Raw genomic sequence first — 19,359 nt, forward strand, 5'->3', positions numbered from 1 at the left:
TCGCGTGCCTGCGGGGAGCCGAACAGCCGGGCCGCGAGCGCGGTCAGGTGGGCCGTGACGCGGGCCACGACCGGTCGGGGCAGTGCGACGATCTGCCGGAGCAGGGCGACCAGGGCGCCGGGCTCCGGCGGGTCCCTGAGGTCGGCGCCCGCGCTGAACGTGTTCCCGGTGTGGGTGAGGACGACCGCGCGGACGCCGGTGTCCTCGCCGGCGTCGGCGAGCGCGTCGGCCAGTTCGGCGACGAGGGCCGCCGACAGGGCGTTGCGGGTCGCCGGTGAGGCGAGCGTCAGCGTTTCGACGGCACGCGCGCGCGTGCGGGCCACGAGGGTCATGCGCTCTCCCTGAGCTGTCGGCGGAGGATCTTGCCGGAGGCCGCGCGCGGGACGCCGTCCACGAAGGTGACGTGGCGGACGCGCTTGTAGGGGGCCACCCGTTCGGCGACGTACCTCATGACCTCCGTCGCGGACAGGCCGGTGGCGGACGGCCGGCGGACGACGTGGGCGTGCGGGACCTCGTTGCCGTCGGCGTCGTAGGTGCCGATGACGGCGGCGTCGGCGATGCCGGGGTGGGTGAGCAGGAGTGCCTCCAGTTCGGCGGGGGCGACCTGGAAGCCCTTGTACTTGATGAGCTCCTTGACGCGGTCGACGACGAACAGCCAGCCGTCGCCGTCGACATGGCCGACGTCGCCGGTGTGCAGCCAGCCGTCGCCGTCGATCATCGCGGCGGTGGCGTCGGGGCGGCCGAGGTAGCCCTTCATGACCTGGGGTCCGCGGATGAGGATCTCGCCGGATTCCCCGGCGGGCAGGTCCTTGCCGGGGTCGTCGAGGGAGACGATGCGCATCTCGGTGCCGGCGACGAGTCTGCCGACGGTGCCGGGCGGGGCGTCGCGCATGGCGTCCAGGGGCACGACGTGGGTGCCGGGCGAGAGTTCCGTCATGCCGTAGGCCTGGCCGACGGGCGGCAGGCCGAGGCGCTCGGAGCAGGCGGCGGCGAGGCGGGCGTCCAGGGGTGCGGCGGCGCTGATCATGTACTTCAGGGACGACAGGTCGTACCGCGCGACGACCGGGTGCTTGGCCAGGGCGAGCACGATCGGCGGGGCGACGTACAGCGCGGTGATGCGGTGGTTCTGGACGGCCACGAGGAACTGCTCCAGGTCGAAGCGGGGCAGGACGACGACGGTGGCGCCCTGCCGCAGGGGCGCGTTCATCAGGGCGGTGAGACCGTAGATGTGGAAGAACGGCAGCACCGCGAGGACGCGTTCTCCGGGGCCCGCGGGGACCGCCGGGTGGAGCTGGGCGAGGTTGGTGGCGATCTGCCGGTGGGTGAGCATCACGCCCTTGGGGGTGCCGGTGGTCCCGGAGGAGTAGGGCAGGGCGGCGACGTCGTGGGCGGGGTCGATCGCGACCCGCGGCTCGGGGGCGGGGGTGGCGAGCATGTCGATCAGGGAGCGGTGGCCGCTCGCGCTGTCGCAGACGAAGACCTCCCGTATGCCGCCCGCGAGTTCGGCGGCGCGCAGGGCGGTGCCGAGCAGGGGTGAGACGGTGACGATCCAGCGGGCCGCGCAGTCCTTCAGCTGCCTGGCGAACTCCTCGGCGGTGGCGAGGGGGTGCGCGGTGGTGACGGTGGCACCCGCGCGGGTGGCGGCGTAGAACGCGGGCGGGAAGGCGATGGTGTTGGGGCTGTGCAGGGCGAGGACGTCGCCCTTGCGGACACCGGCCTCGGCGAGGGCGGCGGCGACCCGCCGGTGGAACCGGTCCACCTCCTCGTACGAGAGGGTGGTGCCGTCGGTGCCGTCGACGAGCGCCGGGACGCCGCCGAACTCGGCGGCCCGGGCCAGGACGGCGTCGTGGATGGGAAGGTCGACGGGCGGGACGTCCGCGTACTCGCTGCGGAACATGGCGGTTCCTCCTCGCGGCGCGTGCCGTCTCAGTACGACTTGGGCAGGCCCAGGCTCTGGTGGGAGACGTAGTTGAGGATCATCTCCCGGCTGACCGGGGCGATCCGGGACACGCGCGCGGACGTGATCAGCCGGGCGAGGCCGTACTCGCGGGTGAGGCCGTTGCCGCCGAGGGTGTGCACGGCCTGGTCGACGGCCTTCACGCAGGCCTCCGCGGCGGCGTACTTTGCCATGTTGGCGGCCTCGCCGGCGCCCGTGTCGTCGCCCGCGTCGTAGAGCGCGGCGGCCTTCTGCATCATCAGGCGCGCCAGTTCCAGCTCGATGTGGGCCTGGGCGAGGGGGTGGGCGATGGCCTGGTGGGAGCCGATGGGGGCGTTCCAGACGGTGCGTTCGCGGGCGTAGCCGACGGCCTTGCCGAGGGCGTGGCGGCCCAGGCCGATGGCGAAGGCGGCGGTCATGATGCGTTCGGGGTTGAGGCCGGCGAAGAGCTGCAGGAGCCCGGCGTCCTCGTCGCCGACGAGGGCGTCGGCGGGCAGCCGTACGTCGTCCAGGACCAGCTCGAACTGCTGCTCCGCGGCGTGGAGTTCCATGTCGATGGCACTGCGGGTGAAGCCGGGTGTGTCGCGCGGGACGATGAACAGGCAGGGCTTGAGGCGGCCGGTGCGGGCGTCCTCGGTGCGGCCGACGACGAGGGTGGCGTCCGCGATGTCCACGCCGGAGATGTAGACCTTGCGGCCGGTGAGGATCCAGCCGCCGGTGTCCGGGTCGCGGCGGGCCGTGGTGGTGATCCGGTGACTGTTGGAGCCCGCGTCGGGTTCGGTGAGGCCGAAGGCCATCCGGCGGGTGCCGTCGGACAGGCCGGCGAGCCACTCCCGCTTCTGGCCGTCGGTGCCGAAGCGGGCTATCACGGTGCCGCAGATGGCCGGTGACACCACCAGCATGAGGAGGGGGCAGCCCGCGGCGCCGAGTTCTTCGAGGACGACGGACAGTTCGGAGATGCCGCCGCCTCCGCCGCCGTACGCCTCGGGCAGGTTGACGCCCAGGTAGCCGAGCTTGCCCGCCTCGGACCAGAGGTGGTCGGTGTCGCCCGCGCCGCCGTGGCGTCTGCCCAGTGCGGCGACGGCTTCACGCAGTGCCTTGTGCTCTTCCGTGTCCATCGGTGTCCTTTCGGGTGCGGGCCGTGGGTGGTTGCTCGCGCGGTTCCCCGTGCCCCTCAAGGGGCTCCGTGACCACCGCCAGGAGAGCGCCCGGCTCCACCTGCCGGCCCGGTGTCACGCACAGCTCGGTCAGCGTTCCCGTGACCGGGGCCGTGATCGTGTGCTGCATCTTCATCGCCTCCAGCCACAGGAGGGGTTCGCCGGCCTCGACCGGTGTCCCGGCCGTGAGGCCGTCGGCGACGCGGACGACCGTGCCCGGCATCGGGGCCAGGAGGGATCCGGGGGCGTGCTGCGCGGCGGGGTCGGGGAAGCGGGGCAGGGCCGTGAGGGCGGTGGTGTTGACGTACACCCGGTCGTCGTGGCGGGAGACCTCGAACCGGCGCTGGACGCCGTCCGCTTCGAGGATCACGAGCCCCGCGTCGGCGTGCACCACCCGCACCCCGTCCGCCTCCGGGCCCTGCCGGGTGTGCCGGTAGCGGGCCTCGTGCTCCTCGCCCGCCATCAGGTAGCGCTTGGTCTGCGGCTGGGAGGGGACGTTGCGCCAGCCGCCGAAGCCGGGGCGCGAGCGGGCGCGGGCGTCGGCCAGGGCGGCGGCCAGGGGCGCGAGCGGGTCGGGGTCCGGCCCGGTCAGCTCCGCGAGGTGGCGGTCGTAGAACCCGGTGTTCATGCGGGCGGCCGTGAACTCCGGGTGGCGCAGGGAGCGGACGAGCAGGTCGCGGTTGGTGACGGGGCCGTGGATCCGGGCCCGTTCCAGGGCGGAGGCGAGCTTGCGCAGGGCCTCCGGGCGGGTGGGGGCGTGGGCCACGACCTTGGCGATCATCGGGTCGTAGTGGACGCCGATGGTGTCGCCGTCGGTGTAGCCGGTGTCCAGGCGGACGCCCTCCGGGAACGCGAGGCGGTGCAGGCGGCCGGTCTGCGGGGCCCAGTCGCGGGCGGGGTCCTCGGCGTAGAGGCGGGCCTCCACGGCGTGGCCGTGCGCGGCGGGCGGCTCGGGGGCGAGGGGGTGTCCCTCGGCGACGCGGATCTGCTCCGCCACCAGGTCGACGCCGAACACCGCCTCGGTCACCGGGTGTTCGACCTGGAGGCGGGTGTTCATCTCCAGGAAGTGGGCCCTGCCGCCGGCGACGAGGAACTCGACCGTGCCGGCCCCGACGTAGTCGACGGCCCGGGCGGCCCGTACGGCCAGGGCGCGCACCTCGGCGTCGAGTTCCCCGGACAGCCCGGGGGCCGGGGCCTCCTCGACGACCTTCTGGTGGCGGCGCTGCAGGGAGCAGTCGCGGGTGCCGAGCGCCCAGACCGTGCCGTGGGTGTCGGCGAGGACCTGCACCTCGACGTGGCGGCCGTCCTCCACGTACGGCTCGACGAAGACCTCCCCGTCGCCGAAGGCGCTCGCGGCCTCGGCGCGGGCGGCGGCCAGTTCGGCGTCCAGGTCCGCGAGGCGGCGTACGACGCGCATGCCGCGGCCGCCGCCGCCCGCCGCCGCCTTCACCAGCACGGGCAGGTCCGCCTCGGTGACCTCGGTGAGGGGCTCGATGCCCATGAGCTGCTTGGCGCGGGTCTTGGACGCCATGGCCTCGACGGCGGCCGGGGGTGGGCCGATCCACACCAGGCCGGCGTCCAGGACGGCCCGGGCGAGGTCGGCGTTCTCGGAGAGGAAGCCGTAGCCGGGGTGCACGGCGTCCGCTCCGGCGGCGACGGCGGCCTTCACGATCAGGTCGCCGCGCAGGTAGGTGTCCGCGGGCGCCTCCCCGGGGAGCCGTACGCTCGCGTCGGCCAGGCGCGTGTGCAGGGCGCCCTCGTCGGCGTCCGAGTGGACGGCGACCGTGCGGAGGCCCATCTCGCGGCAGGTGCGGAAGACACGGCAGGCGATCTCGCCCCGGTTGGCGACGAGCACAGAAGTGATCACGGGAGGTTCCTCACATCCGGAAGACGCCGAAGCCGCCGCGCGCGCCCCGGTAGGGGGCGGTGTGGATCGCGGACAGGCACAGGCCGAGGACGGTGCGGGTGTCGCGCGGGTCGATGACGCCGTCGTCGTAGAGCCGCCCGGACAGGAACATCGGCAGCGACTCGGACTCGATCTGCTGCTCCACCACGGCGCGCAGCGCGGCGTCCGCCTCGTCGTCGTAGGGCTGTCCCTTGGCGGCGGCGGACTGGCGGGCGACGATCGACAGCACGCCCGCGAGCTGCTGCGGGCCCATGACGGCCGACTTGGCGCTGGGCCAGGCGAACAGGAAGCGCGGGTCGTAGGCGCGGCCGCACATGCCGTAGTGTCCGGCGCCGTACGAGGCCCCCATGAGGACGGAGAGGTGGGGGACCTTGGAGTTGCTGACGGCGTTGATCATCATCGCGCCGTGCTTGATGATGCCGCCCTGCTCGTACTCCCTGCCGACCATGTAGCCGGTGGTGTTGTGCAGGAACAGCAGCGGGATGTCGCGCTGGTTGGCGAGCTGGATGAACTGGGCGGCCTTCTGGGACTCCTCGCTGAACAGCACCCCGCGGGCGTTGGCGAGGACGCCGACCGGGTAGCCGTGCAGGGCGGCCCAGCCGGTGACCAGGCTGGTGCCGTACAGCGGCTTGAACTCGTCGAAGTCGGAGGCGTCGACGATCCGGGCGACGACCTCGCGCGGGTCGAAGGGGCTCCTGAGGTCGCCGGGGACGATGCCGAGGAGGTCCTCGGCGTCGTACTCGGGCGGCTCGGCCGGGCCCGGATCGCCGTACGCCTTGCGGTGGTTGAGGCGGGCGACCACGCGCCGGGCCTGGCGGAGCGCGTCGTGCTCGTCGACGGCGAAGGAGTCGGCGAGGCCCGACACGCGCGCGTGCATCTCGGCGCCGCCCAGGGACTCGTCGTCGCTCTCCTCGCCGGTGGCCATCTTCACCAGCGGCGGGCCGCCGAGGAACACCTTCGCCCGCTCCTTGACCATGATCACGTGGTCGGACATGCCGGGGACGTAGGCGCCGCCCGCGGTGGAGTTGCCGAAGACGACCGCGAGGGTCGGGATGCCGGCGGCGGACAGCCGGGTGAGGTCCCGGAAGATCGCGCCGCCGGGGATGAAGATCTCCTTCTGCGACGGCAGGTCGGCGCCGCCGGACTCCACCAGGCTGATGCAGGGCAGCCGGTTGGCGAGCGCGATGTCGTTGGCGCGCAGGGCCTTCTTCAGCGACCAGGGGTTGCTGGCTCCGCCGCGCACGGTCGGGTCGTTGGCGGTGATCAGGCACTCCACGCCCTCGACGACGCCGATGCCGGTGACCAGGGACGCGCCGACGGTGTAGTCGCTCCCCCAGGCGGCCAGCGGGGACAGTTCGAGGAAGGGCGTGTCGGGGTCGAGGAGCAGCTCGATGCGCTCGCGGGCGAGGAGCTTGCCGCGCCCCCGGTGCCGCTGGACGTACTTCTCGCCGCCGCCCGCGAGGGCCTTGGCGTGCTCGGCGTCGAGTGCGGCGAGCTTGGCGAGCATCGCCTCGCGGTGGGCGCGGTGCTCGGGGCCGTGGGGGTCGAGTGCGGAGGTCAGGACGGTCACAGCAGGGCCTCCGGTATCTCCAGGTGGCGGGAGCGCAGCCATTCGCCGAGGGCCTTGGCCTGCGGGTCGAAGCGGTGCTGGGCGGCGACGCCCCGGCCGAGGATCCCCTCGACGACGAAGTTCAGGGCGCGCAGGTTCGGCAGCGGGTGCCGGGTGACCTTCAGCGGGCCGGTCTCGGGGAGCAGCTCGCGGAAGCGGTCGACGGTCAGCTCGTGCGCGAGCCAGCGCCAGGTGTCGTGGGTGCGCGCCCAGACGCCGACGTTGGCGTCGCCGCCCTTGTCGCCGCTGCGGGCGCCCGCGACGAGGCCGAGCGGGGCCCGCCGGGTGGGGCCGGGCGGCAGCGGCTCCGGCAGGGGCGTCTCGTGCTCCGGGACGGCGGCGAGCGCCAGGGTGCCGTGGGGCGGCGGCACCGTCACCCGGCGTCCGTCATGGAGGACGGCCACATGGTCGACGGACACCTGGGGGACGTACACGTCCTCGAACACCCCATAGGGCGCGCCCTTCCCCGGTGGCGCCAGCACATGGAAGCCGGGGTAGCTCGCCAGCGCCAGCTCCACGGCGGCCCCGCTCAGGGCCCGCCCGACGGCCCGCTGGTCCGGGTCCCGTACGACGAGCCGCAGCAGGGCGCTCGCGGTCTCCTCGGTGCCCGCGTCGGGACGGTCGGTGCGGGCCAGCTCCCAGCGGACGTCGGCGGCCTTGCCGAGGGCGGGCTCCATCTGCTCCCGCACCAGGGCGGCCTTGGCCTCGACGTCGAGGCCGGTGAGCACGAAGACGACCTCGTTGCGGAAGCCGCCGAGCGTGCTGAGCCCGACCTTGAGGGTGGGCGGGGGCGCCTCGCCGCGCACACCCTCGATACGGACCCGGTCGGGCCCCTCCTGGCGCAGCCGTACGGTGTCCAGCCGGGCCGTGACGTCCGGGCCGGCGTACCGGGCGCCCGCCGTCTCGTACAGCAGCTGCGCGGTGACCGTGCCGACGTCGACGAAGCCGCCGGTGCCGGGGTGCTTGGTGACGACGCAGCCGCCGTCCTCGTCGAGCTCGGCGAGCGGGAAGCCGGGGCGGCGCACGTCGCCGTCGCGGAAGAAGGCGTAGTTGCCGCCGGTGGCCTGCGCCCCGCACTCCAGCACGTGCCCGGCGACGACGGCGCCCGCGAGCCGGTCGTGGTCGCCGGGCTGCCAGCCGAAGTGGGCGGCGGCCGGCCCGGTGACCAGGGCGGCGTCCGTGACCCGCCCGGTGACGACGACGTCCGCGCCCTCGCGCAGGCAGGCCGCGATGCCGAAGCCGCCGAGGTAGGCGTGGGCCGCGAGGGCGCCGGGGTGGGCGGAGGTGAGGTCATCGCCCTCCACGTGTGCGACCCGCACCGGGACGCCGAGCCGGCCGGTCAGCTCCCGTACGGCGCCGGCGAGTCCGGCCGGGTTGAGACCGCCCGCGTTGGCGACGATCCGCACGCCCCGTTCGTGGGCGAGCCCGAGGCACTCCTCCAGCTGCCGCAGGAAGGTGCGGGCGTATCCGGCGGCGGGGTCCTTCAGCCGGTCCCGGCCGAGGATGAGCATGGTCAGCTCGGCGAGGTAGTCGCCGGTGAGGACGTCGAGCCCGCCGCCGGTGAGCATCTCGCGCATGGCGTCGAAGCGGTCGCCGTAGAAGCCCGAGGCGTTGCCGATGCGCAAGCTCACGCCCGCTCCCCCTTCGGCCGGCGCCCCCGGCCCGGCAGACCCGCGAACGCCTGGGCGATGTCCAGCCAGCGGTCGGCGTCGGGGCCGTCGGCCCGCAGGGCGAGGTCGGCGCGGTGGGCGCGGTGGGTGACCAGGAGGCAGAAGTCGAGCGCGGGGCCGGTGACGCGCTGCGGGGCGCCCTCGGGACCGTACGCCCACAGGTCGCCGGAGGGGGCGCGGAGTTCGACGCGGAAGGGCTCGGCGGGCGGGGTCAGCCCGTGCACGCCGTAGGCGAAGTCCCGGGTCCGCACCCCGAGCCAGGCCACATGCCGCAGTCGGTCGGTGGGTGGGCGCACCACACCCAGGGTGTCGGCGACGTCCTGCCCGTGCGCCCAGGTCTCCATCAGCCGGGCCGTCGTCATGGAGGCGGCCGACATGGGCGGTCCGTACCAGGGGAACCGCGCCCCGGGCGGGGCGGACCGCAGGGCCTTCTCCAGTGCCGTACGGCCCTCGCGCCACCGTGCGAGCAGGTCGGCGGGCGGGAGCCCGGCGTCCTCCTCGGCACCGTCGTCGACGAAGGAGTCCGGCGCGGCGAGGGCCTGCTCGACCAGCGCCCGGAAGCCGTCGGCGTCGGTGACGGCGAGCAGGGCCGAGCGGTCGGTCCAGGCGAGGTGGGCGATCTGGTGGGCCACGGTCCAGCCGGGCGCGGGGGTGGCGAGCGCCCAGCGCGGGGCGTCCGCCCCGGCCACCAGGCGGTCGAGTTCCTCGCTCTCCTCGTGCAGGTCGTCGATCACCGGCGTCGGATCGGACACGGGCGCTCCCCTCGGGGCACGGCGGTGTGCGCGGCGGGCAGCCGCGGTGCGGCGTGCTGAGGAGCATGGCAGCGGGGCCAGAAACAATCAAGCATGCTTGCATGGTTTTCCGGAGATGGCCGGAAGGGCGCCCGCGGCGGCGCGCGCCGGTGGGGTTCAGCCCTCCAGGGCCGTGCTCTCCAGCGCCGCCCGCTTCCTCCGGCCCGGCCCGACCTGCGTCCGCACCGCGCCCATGCTCGCGGCGATGACCAGCGCGATCGCCGCGGCCTCCAGGGGGCTGAGGGCCTGGCCGAGGACCAGGAAGCCCGCCGTCGCGGCGATGGCCGGTTCCAGGCTCATGAGGATCGCGAAGGTGGAGGCGGGCAGCCGGCGCAGGGCGAGGAGTTCGAGGGTGTACGGCAGGACCGAGGAGAGCAGCGCCACCGCCGCACCCAGGCCGAGCGTCACCGGGTCGAGCAGCTTCGCGCCCGACTCGGCGATACCCAGGGGCAGGAACAGCACCGCGCCCACCGCCATCGCCAGGGCCAGCCCGTCCGCCTGGGGGAAGCGGCGGCCGGTGCGCGCACTGAAGACGATGTAGGCCGCCCACATGGCTCCGGCACCGAGGGCGAAGGCCGTCCCGGTGGGGTCGAGTCCGCCGAAGCCCCCGCCGCCGAGCAGGAAGACGCCGGCCAGGGCGAGGGCCGCCCAGACGAGGTTGACCGCGCGGCGGGAGGCGAGCACCGACAGGGCGAGCGGTCCGAGGACCTCCAGGGTGACCGCGGGGCCGAGGGGGATGCGGGCGACGGCCTGGTAGAAGAGGCCGTTCATGGCGGCCATGGTGACGCCGAAGGCGACGACCGTGCCCCAGTCGGTGCGCGAGTGGCCGCGCAGCCGCGGCCGGCACACCAGCAGCAGGACGACCGCCGCGACCAGCAGCCGCAGCGCCACCACGCCGAGGGCACCGGCCCTCGGCATCAGCGTCACCGCCAGAGCGCCGCCGAACTGCACCGAGATCCCGCCCGCGAGCACCAGGCCCACGGGCCCGAGGGAGCCCAGACGGCCCGGGCCGGTCGCCGGCCCGGAGGCGGCGGTCGTCGCGGGGGCGGGGGTGGTCACGCTGTCGGGGGTGGTCACGGGCGGTCCTGTGCTCGTCGGCGCTGACTGAGGGCTGCGGGTACAGCCGAACGCACTCCACGTACATCAAGCTGCACTGCATCGTCCAGGGTAGTGGACTCGGTCAGGTGCGTGAACCCCTTTTACCACTGTCTTGTTCCCTGAGACGCCCGGCCGGTCCCGCGCATCCCTCAGCGGCGGGACAGGGAGAAGCGGAACGCCCGGTACAGCAGCCGGTTCAGCGGGTGGTCCCACTCCCCGAGGTACTCGACGGCCTCGCCTCCGGTGCCCGCCTTGAAGCGGAGCAGTCCCAGCAGATGGCTGGACTCGTCCAGGGTGTCGGTGATGCCGCGCAGGTCGTAGACGGCGGCACCGAGGGCGTGGGCGTCGGACATCATGCGCCACTGCACGGCGCTGCTCGCCTGGACCTCGCGGCGGCGGGCGGTGGAGGCGCCGTAGGAGTACCAGACGTGGTCGCCGACGGTCAGCATCGTGGCCGCGGCCAGCACCTCGCCGTCGTGGTGGGCGAGGTAGAGCCGCATGCGGTCCGGGTGCTCGGCGGTGAGCGCGGTCCACATGCGCTGGAAGTAGGGCAGCGGGCGGGGGACGAAACGGTCCCGCTCGGCCGTCTCGCAGTACAGCTCGTGGAAGGCCGGCAGGTCCGAGAGGTCGCCGCGGACGACCTTCACGCCGGCCTTCTCCGCCTTCTTGATGTTGCGCCGCCACTGCTGGTTGAGGCCGTTGTGGATGTCCTCCAGCGAGCGTCCGGCGAGCGGCACCCGGAAGACGTACCGGGGCTGTCCCGCGGCGAAGCCGTCCGCGCCGCCGGGCCCGGTCTGCCGCCAGCCCATCCGGCGCAGGGTGTCCGCGACCCGGCCGGAGCGCGGGTCGTACGACGTCGCCCGGACGTCGCGCAGCCGCCGGGCGGCCGGGTCCGCGATCGCCGCCTTGACGGCCTCCGCGCTCCAGCGGCGCACCACGACCGGCGGGCCCATCCGCACCGCGAAGGCACCGCGCTTGGCGAGGTGGGCGAGCATCGGCTCCAGCAGACCGTCCAGTCCGGGCTCGTGCCAGTCGAGGAGCGGCCCCTCGGGCAGGTACGCGAGGTAGCGAGGCAGCCCGGGCAGCCGCGGTCCGGGCAGGGGGCGCAGCAGTGCGAGTCCCGCGCCGACGAGCCGCCCGCCCCGGTCGAACCAGCCGAGGCTCTCCGCCTCCCAGTCGGGCTTCACCCCGGCCCAGGCGGGGGTCTGGGTGTGGCTGGCGGAGGGGCGGGCCGAGACGAACGCCAGGTGCTCGTCACGGGTGATCGGCTGGACGCGGACGCTCATGCGCGGGCTCCTCGGGGCGTCGGCCCTGGACGGGCTGTGGCTGGTCCCGCGAGCGTAGGAGCGGCCCGGTCCCGTTCCGGCTCAGACACTCGGGCCCACACCCGGCGTGGCCCGAACGCCTCACGCGCCTGCCGCACGGACCGGGTGGGCCCCGGACAGGCAGGCTCCCGAAGGCCGACCCGCCCCGACGCCCTCGGCCGGCAGCCGCTCCAACGCGGCGCGACCGGCGTCGAGGGGCACGTCCAGCCAGACGTACGGGCCGGGCGAGGGCGGGGAGTCGGCCGGGCCGTGGGTGGTCGGCGCGGGCATACCGCGGTCGGGCAGGCGGTGGGCGCCGGAGTGCCGTAGGGCGGAACGACGGCCGGGCTGGTCGTGCACGGGGCCGAAGGACACGACAACGGCAGAACGACGGAACGACGGAACGACGACCAGGCTCATCGTGCACGGGGCCGAAAAACACGACAACGGCAGAACGACGGAACGGCCTGCCGGCGGGCCGTCGGCCCAGGGGCGGTCGAGGCCGGCGTGCCGGCTCGTCATGGCCCGTCCGCCCCCTCGCGCCCCGCCTCCTCCAAGGCCCGCGCCAGCACTTCCGCCACGTGCCGTCCCGTCACACCCGCGAGCTGCTCCAGCTGCGTGCGGCACGAGTAGCCGTCCGCCAGGACCACCGTGCCGTCGGGGGCGTCGCGGACCGACGGCAGGAGCTGTTCCTCCGCGCAGGCGGCGGACACCTCGTAGTGGCCCTTCTCGAAACCGAAGTTCCCCGCGAGACCGCAGCAGCCGCCGCTCAGTTCGCCGGAGAGCCCGGCGGCTCCGCGCAGCCTGCGGTCGGCGGCGTCGCCCAGCACCGCGTGCTGGTGGCAGTGGGTCTGGCCGGCCGCCGGGCGGTCCACGCGCGGCGGTGTCCAGCCGGGGGCGTGGCGCTCCAGAGTCTGCGCGAAGGTGAGGACCTTCGCGGCGAGCCGGGCCGCGCGCGGGTCGTCGGGCAGCAGCTCGGGGACGTCCGTGCGCAGGGCGGCGGCGCAGCTGGGCTCCAGCACGACGACCGGGGCGGCGGTCTCCAGCACCGGTTCCATCAGGTCGAGCGTGCGGCGCATCACGGTCCGGGCGCGGTCGAGCTGGCCGGTCGAGACGTAGGTGAGCCCGCAGCACACGCGGCCCCGGCCCCGCAGCAGGGACAGCGGGTCGAGGGCGACCGTCCTGCCGTCGCCCACCGGCGGCCTTTGCAGGTGCACGGTCGGCGGCAGCGCCACCCGCAGCCCGGCCGCCTCCAGCACCTTCACGGCGGCCTGCCCCACGGAGGGCGAGAGGTGCTCGGTGAAGGTGTCGGGCCACAGCACGACCAGGTCGCCGCCGTGTCCGTCCCCGTCGGCCGTCCGCCGCCGCTCCCACCACCGGCTGAAGGGCAGCGGGGCCACCGGCGGGATGCCCCGCTCCGGCGCGATCCCGCCCAGCCGCTTGGCGACGGCGGCGAAGGGCCGTGTCCGGGCGAGGGCGTTGACCACCACGGCCGTGCGCGTGCGGGACACCGCGCGCAGCCACACCGGGAGCCGGCCCATCGCGTAGTGCGCGGCGGGCCTGAGCCGCCCGGCGTAGTGGTGGTGGAGGAACTCCGCCTTGTACGTGGCCATGTCGACCCCGACCGGGCAGTCCGAGCGGCAGCCCTTGCAGGACAGGCACAGGTCCAGCGCGTCCCGCACCTCGGGCGAGCGCCAGCCGTCCGTCACCACCTCCCCGGCGAGCATCTCGTGCAGCAGCCGGGCCCGGCCGCGCGTGGAGTGCTCCTCGGCGCCGGTCGCCCGGAAGGACGGGCACATGACGGCGGAGCCGGACACCGACGCCGTACGGCACTTGGCGACGCCGACGCAGCGGCGGACCGCCGCCGCGAAGTCGCCGCCGTCGGCCGGGTAGCCGAAGGCGACGTCGACGGGCTCGCGGGGCAGGACGGCGAAGCGCAGGCCGGTGTCGAGCGGCGCGGGGCGCACCAGCATCCCGGGGTTGAGCAGGTCGTCGGGGTCCCACACCCCCTTCACCCGCTCGAACAGGGCCACCGTCTCCGGGCCGTACATCGTGGGCAGCAGCTCCGCGCGCGCCTGCCCGTCCCCGTGCTCCCCGGACAGGGAGCCGCCGTGCGCCACCACCAGTTCCGCCAGTTCCTGCGAGAAGCGGCGGAAGCGGGCGACGCCGGCCTCGGTGAGCAGGTCGAAGTCGATGCGGACGTGGATGCAGCCGTCCCCGAAGTGGCCGTAGGGCGTGCCGCGCAGCCCGTGGGCCGACAGCAGCGCGCGGAACTCCCTCAGGTACGCGCCCAGCCGGGCCGGCGGCACCGCGCAGTCCTCCCATCCGGGCCAGGCCTCCCGCCCGTCCGGCGTCCGGGTCGCCGTACCGCTCGCGTCCTCCCGGATCCGCCACAGCGCCCGCTGCCCGGCCGGGTCGGTGACCACGAGCGCGTCGACGACGTCGGCCGCCCGCACGATCGCCTCCGCCCGCGCGCGTGCCTCTCCGGCCGTCTCCCCGCCGGTCTCCACGAACAGCCAGGCGCCGCCCCGGGGCAGCGCGGCCCCCGACGGCACCAGGTCCGCCGCCATGCCCTCCACCGTCAGCGGTCCGAACGGCAGCAGCCCGGCGGCGGCCTCCGCGGCGGCGCTCTCGCCGGCGTAGCCGAGCACGGCCAGGGCACGCGCGCGGGGCGCCTCGACCAGGCGGACGACCGCCTCCGTCAGCACGCCGAGCGTGCCCTCCGAGCCGCAGAAGGAGCGGGCCACGTCGGCGCCCCGCTCCGGCAGCAGGGCGTCCAGCGCGTAGCCGGAGATACGGCGGGGCAGCTCCGGGAAGCCGGTGCGCAGCCGGGCCAGTTCGCCCTCGGCCAGCGCCCGCAGCCCGTCGGGGGCCCCGGCCCAGTCCCGGCCGAGCCGCAGCCGCTGCCCGCGCGCGGTGAGGACGTCCAGCGCGCGCACGTTGTCGGCGGTCGTGCCCCAGGCCACCGAGTGCGAGCCGCACGCGTTGTTGCCGATCATGCCGCCGAGGGTGCAGCGGCTGTGCGTGGAGGGGTCGGGGCCGAAGCGGAGCCCGTGCGGGGCGGCGGCGTCCTGGAGGCGGTCCAGGACGAGGCCGGGCTGGACGGCGGCGGTGCGCGCCCCGGGGTCGAGGGACACCAGCCGGTTCATGTGCCGGGTGAAGTCCAGCACCACGCCGGTGCCCGTCGCCTGCCCGGCTATCGACGTCCCGCCGCCCCTCGGCACGACCGGGACGCCCCGCTCCCGGCACACCTCCAGCACGGCCGACACGTCGTCGGCGTCACGCGGCGCGACCACCCCCAGCGGCACCCGCCGGTAGTTGGAGGCGTCCATGGTGACGAGCGCCCGCGAGGTGGTGCCGAAACCCACCTCGCCCCGGACCACCCGGCGCAGCTCCGCCTCCAGGGCGGGCAGATCCCCGAAATCCGTCATGCGTCCAGCATGCCCCGGGGCTCAGCCCTTGACGGCGGAGCTGGCCACGCCCTCGACGAACCACCGCTGGAAGAACGCGAAGACGATCAGCACCGGCAGCACCAGCAGCGTGCCGAAGGCGAGGATCTGCCCCCAGTCCGGCGGCTGCTGCCCCTGGAAGACGCTCATCTCCAGCGGCAGGGGACGCACCGACGGGTCGGACACCATCAGCACCGGCCACAGGAAGGAGCCCCACTGGATGAGGAAGGTGAGAATCGCGACCGAGGCGAACACCGGCCGGGACATCGGCACGATGATCGCGAAGAAGGTCCGCCAGGGCCCCGCCCCGTCCAGCCGCGCCGCCTCCTCGATGCTCGGCGGGATCTTCCGGAAGAACGTGTGGAACTGGTAGATCGCGAAGGCGTTGGCGATGAACGGCAGGGCCTGGATGAACAGCGTGTTGCGCTGGCCGTTGAACATGTAGAACAGCGGCACCGCCACCGACTCGAACGGGATGAGCATCAGCAGCAGGACGAGCGTGAACACCGCGTTCTGCCCCCGCCACTTCAGCCGGGTCAGCCCGTACGCCGCCATCGAGTTGACGAGCAGCCCGCCCGTCACCACGACGAACGACAGCAGCACGGACACGCCCATGAACTGCCAGAAGTAGCCGGTGCTCTCGGAGTTCAGGCTGTCGAGGACGGCGGCGTAGTTGTCGAAGGAGAGGTGGGTGGGCAGGAAGCCGGACAGGCCGTTCAGGACCTCGTCGGACGGCTTGAGGCTGCCGAGGAAGAGGTACAGCGCGGGGAGGGCGAAGACGAACGCCAGGACGCTCAGGACGGTGTAGTCGAGGACGCGGCGTACGGGGGTGCGGGTGATGGCCATGGGTCGGTCAGTCCTCGTGGTCGGGCCGGACGACGCGGCGCTGGACGATCGTCAGGGCGACGACGATCAGGAAGAACACCACCGTGACGGCCGAGGCCTGCCCGATGTCGTTCTGGTCGAAGGCCGTGGTGACGGCCTGGTACATCACCGTCCGGGTGGCGTTCTCGTCCAGGCCGCCGCCGCGGATGAGGATGTACACCTGGTCGAAGACCCGGAAGGACAGCACCGAGGTCAGCATCGCGACGAACACCAGGGTGCCGCGGATGCCGGGCAGGGTGACGTGCCGGAACTGCTGCCAGCGTGAGGCCCGGTCGAGCTGGGAGGCCTCGTAGAGCTCGCCCGGGATCTGCTGGAGGCCGGCCAGCAGGATGACCATCTGGAAGCCGACGCCCTGCCACACCGACAGCACGATGATCGAGCCCATGGCGGTGAGGCCGTCGCCGAGCCAGTCGAAGGGCCCCCAGTTGCCGAAACTCACCGCGTCGAGGAAGGAGTTGAGCATGCCCTCCTCGCTGCGGGCGAGGATCAGCCGCCAGATCACGGCGACCAGCGCCATCGGGAAGACCACCGGCATGAAGAAGAAGGACCGGAACAGGCCGATGGCCTTCAGCTTGCGGTTGAGCAGGATCGCCAGCGCCAGCGCGAGGCCGGTCTGCAGCGGTACCACGACCGCTGCGAAGGTCAGGTTGTTCAGCAGCGCCCGCAGGAACGGGCCGGACAGGTCGGGGTCGGTGAACAGCCGCCGGTAGTGCTCCACGCCGAAGAAGGCGGGCTCCAGCGGGGAGCCGAGGCGGACGTTGTAGAAGGAGAGCACCACGGCGTAGCCGAACGGGATGCCGACGAAGGCGATCAGCCCGCCGACGGCCGGGGCGGACATCAGCAGCCCGTGCAGCAGGTCACGGTTGCCGCGACGGCGACGCGGGGCTCTCGCGGGCGGCGCGGACGAGGCGGCCTGCGCCCGGCCCGGTGCCGCGGCGTGTGCGGGTTCCACGGTTTTCACGGGAGGGTCCTCTTTCCGGCGGGGCGGGCCCGGTCGGTACGCGGCCGCGTGCTCGCGCCGCCACGTCGCCGCCGGCCCGCCCGGGCCGATGGGTGCTGCGGGTTACGGGATCTCGTAGCCGGCGTTGTCGGTGAAGTCCCGGTCGATGGCGCGGGCGGCCTTGCGCAGGGCCTCCTGCGGGTCGGCGCCGCCGTAGATCGAGTTCAGGGCCGTGTTGAACTGGGCGGTGACCGTGGGGTATCCGGCGGTCACCGGGCGGGTGACGGCGACGCACGAGGCGTTGATGCCGCTGTCGCCGCAGGGCCGGGCGAGCTGGTCGGCGAAGAGCTGGAGCGGGCCGCCCTCCTTGTACAGCTCGCTCTTGGCGAGCGCGGTCCTGGTGGCGGGCACCGCGCCGTTGGCCTTCGTCATGGCGCCGACGTTGGCGTCGTTGAGCAGGTAGTCGAGGAAGGTGCCGGCGGCCTTGCCGTTCTCGCTGCCGGCGCCGATACCCCAGGCCCACGAACCCTGCCCGGTCTTGGGGCCGTTGCCGAAGTCGGGCAGCGGCAGGACGACGAGGTCGTCGCCGAGGGCCTCGCTGTAGGCGGGGTACATCCAGTGGCCGACCCAGCTCAGGGCCACCTTGCGCTGGGCGAAGGCGTTGCCGTCGGTGTTGGGGTCGACGTAGGTCTTCCAGGACTGGAAGGTCTTCATCGCGGCGACGGTCTTCGGGCTGTCGAGGGCGCCCTCCGCCTTGCCGTCCTTCAGCAGGGCCCCGCCGGCCGACCAGACGACCGGGGAGAAGCCGAAGGTGCCCCACTCGGTGGCCAGGCCGTACTGCTCCGATATGTCGAGGACCTTGCCGTCGGAGTCCTCGGCCTTCAACGCCTTGAGCGCCTTGCCGAACTCCTCGGCCGTCCAGGCGTCGTCCACCCGCGTCGGGTACTTCACGCCGGCCGCGTCCAGCTTCTTCTTGTCGGCGTACAGGCCGAGTCCGGCGTCGAACATGCCCAGGCCGTAGAACTTGCCGTCGATCTCGCCCTGCGCCCTGACGGCGTCGGTGGCGTTGCCGAGGGTCTTGGAGGAGACGTGGTCGTCGAGCCGGGCGAGCTTGCCGTTGTAGACGAAGTTCGCCATCGTCGGGCCGTCGAACTCCAGCACGTCCGGCAGTTCGGAGGGGTCGGTGGCGGTGATGGTCTTGGTGTAGTCGCTCTCGGGGATCAGCTTCAGCTCGGCCTTGACCTCCTTCTGCGAGGAGTTGAAGTTCTTCACCGCGTTCTGCAGCGCGGCCGTCTCGCTCGCCTGGCCCTGGTGGGCCCAGACGCTGATGGTGCCCTTGCCGCTGCCCTCCTCGGCGGCGGTGTCTCCGGCGCCGCCCCCGCCGCCGCAGGCGGCCAGCGCGACCAGGGGCAGCAGGGCGAGGGCCGTCAGGCCCGTACGGCGGTGTCTTCCGGGTGCGTGGGTCATGGTGGTGTCTCCGAGCGGTGTGCGGTGGGTGCGCGGACGGTGGGGCCGGGGGCGTGCTGGGCCTCCGGGGAAGGCGGTTGCTTGTGGGGGCTACCGCTGCCGGCCGCTGCGCGGCGGCGCGGTGGTCTCGCGGAGGATGAGGCGGATGGGCATCTCGACCGGGCGCGACGGGCCGGCGTCCGGGTCGTCCAGCTGCGCCAGCAGCAGCCGGGCCGCCTCCCGGCCCTGGGCCGCGACCGGCTGGGCCACGGTGGTCAGCCCGACGACCTCGGACAGCTCGTGATCGTCGAAGCCGACGACGGACACGTCGTCCGGCACCCTGAGCCGGTGGCGGCGCAGGGCGCGCAGGGCGCCCATCGCCATCTCGTCGGACTGGGCGAACACGGCGGTCGGCGGGTGGCGCAGCGCCAGCAGATCCGTCACGGCCCGCTCGCCGCCCTCGACCGTGTAACCGCCGTCGGCCTCCAGGGCCGGGTCGGGCTCGATCCCGGCGTCGGCCAGCACGTCCAGGTAGCCCTGGCGGCGGTCCAGGGGCGTGGTCCAGTGCAGCGGCCCGCTGGCCCCGGAGATCATGCCGACCCGGCGGTGGCCGAGGTTCACCAGGTGCCGTACTGCGCTCTCCGCCCCGCCCCGGTCGTCGATGCCGACCACCGTGAAGCCGGGCCGGGCGCCGCCGACCGTGGTGGCCAGCGGCACGTCCAGGGAGCGCAGGGCGGCGGCCTCCTCCGGGTCCGGAATGAGCAGGGACAGCACGGCGTCGACCCGCTTGCGGATCGGCAGCTTGGTGAAGAAGCGCTTGCGTGCCTCCGGTGAGCCGAGGTTGTAGAGCAGGACGTCGTAGCCGGCGGTGCTGAAGACCTTCTCCGCCGCGTCCAGCACGGTGCCGAAGAACCAGCGGCCGACGTACGGGACGACGACGCCGATCGTGTAGGTGCGTCCGCCGGCCAGGCTGGAGGCCGAGCGGGAGGCGGTGTAGCCGAGTTCGGCGGCGGCCGTGACGATCCGGGCCCGCATCTCCTCCGACACCCCGGGACGTCCGCGCAGGGCGCGGGACACGGTGGAGGCCGAGACCCCGGTGGCCTCGGCGACATCGGTGATGCTGACCGTCACGGGACGCTCCTTGATCGGGTGCACGCCGCGTGACCGG

At 74.1% G+C, this 19,359-nt stretch carries 15 protein-coding genes; all 15 read right to left on the reverse strand.

All coding sequences use genetic code 11. The features are described from left to right. A partial coding sequence (locus ACFW6P_RS06790; protein WP_386423085.1) for an enoyl-CoA hydratase-related protein occupies window positions 1-332 on the reverse strand: 332 nt, incomplete at its 3' end. Next, window positions 329-1,897 (reverse strand): 4-coumarate--CoA ligase family protein, encoded by a 1,569-nt coding sequence (locus tag ACFW6P_RS06795; protein ID WP_386347048.1) that lies wholly within the window; start codon window positions 1,895-1,897, stop codon window positions 329-331. The genes ACFW6P_RS06795 and ACFW6P_RS06790, both read right to left, overlap by 4 nt. Window positions 1,898-1,926: 29 nt before the next feature. Further along, a complete protein-coding gene (locus ACFW6P_RS06800; protein WP_386347050.1) occupies window positions 1,927-3,054 on the reverse strand; it encodes an acyl-CoA dehydrogenase family protein in 1,128 nt (375 codons plus the stop codon). Next, window positions 3,023-4,960, reverse strand: a complete 1,938-nt coding sequence (locus ACFW6P_RS06805; RefSeq protein ID WP_386423087.1) for an acetyl/propionyl/methylcrotonyl-CoA carboxylase subunit alpha — start codon at window positions 4,958-4,960, stop codon at window positions 3,023-3,025. The genes ACFW6P_RS06800 and ACFW6P_RS06805 overlap by 32 nt, the downstream gene beginning before the upstream one ends. 10 nt (window positions 4,961-4,970) lie before the next feature. Beyond that, on the reverse strand, window positions 4,971-6,569 hold the full coding sequence (locus ACFW6P_RS06810; RefSeq protein ID WP_386347054.1) for an acyl-CoA carboxylase subunit beta: 1,599 nt from the start codon (window positions 6,567-6,569) through the stop codon (window positions 4,971-4,973). Continuing rightward, window positions 6,566-8,239 (reverse strand): acyclic terpene utilization AtuA family protein, encoded by a 1,674-nt coding sequence (locus ACFW6P_RS06815; RefSeq protein WP_386347056.1) that lies wholly within the window; start codon window positions 8,237-8,239, stop codon window positions 6,566-6,568. Before ACFW6P_RS06815 ends, ACFW6P_RS06810 begins: the two co-directional genes overlap by 4 nt. After that, on the reverse strand, window positions 8,236-9,030 hold the full coding sequence (locus ACFW6P_RS06820; RefSeq protein ID WP_386423089.1) for a TIGR03084 family metal-binding protein: 795 nt from the start codon (window positions 9,028-9,030) through the stop codon (window positions 8,236-8,238). The genes ACFW6P_RS06815 and ACFW6P_RS06820 overlap by 4 nt, the downstream gene beginning before the upstream one ends. Before the next feature lie 156 nt (window positions 9,031-9,186). Then, complete coding sequence (locus ACFW6P_RS06825; protein ID WP_386347060.1) at window positions 9,187-10,146, reverse strand: DMT family transporter; 960 nt, start codon at window positions 10,144-10,146, stop codon at window positions 9,187-9,189. A 170-nt stretch (window positions 10,147-10,316) separates the two neighbouring features. Continuing rightward, window positions 10,317-11,453 carry a lipid II:glycine glycyltransferase FemX gene (locus ACFW6P_RS06830; RefSeq protein WP_386347062.1) on the reverse strand — a complete coding sequence of 379 codons (1,137 nt, stop codon included), beginning with the start codon at window positions 11,451-11,453 and terminating at the stop codon, window positions 10,317-10,319. Between the two features lie 120 nt (window positions 11,454-11,573). Continuing rightward, complete coding sequence (locus ACFW6P_RS06835) at window positions 11,574-11,846, reverse strand: hypothetical protein (protein WP_386423091.1); 273 nt, start codon at window positions 11,844-11,846, stop codon at window positions 11,574-11,576. 143 nt (window positions 11,847-11,989) lie between these two features. Beyond that, on the reverse strand, window positions 11,990-14,902 hold the full coding sequence (locus tag ACFW6P_RS06840; protein WP_386423093.1) for an FAD-binding and (Fe-S)-binding domain-containing protein: 2,913 nt from the start codon (window positions 14,900-14,902) through the stop codon (window positions 11,990-11,992). 21 nt (window positions 14,903-14,923) lie between these two features. Next, on the reverse strand, window positions 14,924-15,766 hold the full coding sequence (locus tag ACFW6P_RS06845; protein ID WP_386347068.1) for a carbohydrate ABC transporter permease: 843 nt from the start codon (window positions 15,764-15,766) through the stop codon (window positions 14,924-14,926). A 7-nt stretch (window positions 15,767-15,773) separates the two neighbouring features. After that, a complete protein-coding gene (locus ACFW6P_RS06850; protein ID WP_386347070.1) occupies window positions 15,774-16,766 on the reverse strand; it encodes a carbohydrate ABC transporter permease in 993 nt (330 codons plus the stop codon). Window positions 16,767-16,868: 102 nt separating this feature from the next. Then, the gene (locus tag ACFW6P_RS06855; protein WP_386347072.1) at window positions 16,869-18,212 is read right to left on the reverse strand and encodes an ABC transporter substrate-binding protein; all 1,344 of its coding nucleotides are present in this window, start codon (window positions 18,210-18,212) and stop codon (window positions 16,869-16,871) included. A gap of 90 nt (window positions 18,213-18,302) precedes the next feature. Continuing rightward, window positions 18,303-19,322 (reverse strand): LacI family DNA-binding transcriptional regulator, encoded by a 1,020-nt coding sequence (locus ACFW6P_RS06860; protein ID WP_386347074.1) that lies wholly within the window; start codon window positions 19,320-19,322, stop codon window positions 18,303-18,305. Window positions 19,323-19,359: the final 37 nt, after the last annotated feature.

The organism is Streptomyces sp. NPDC058741 (assembly GCF_042746715.1).
Taxonomy (GTDB): domain Bacteria; phylum Actinomycetota; class Actinomycetes; order Streptomycetales; family Streptomycetaceae; genus Streptomyces.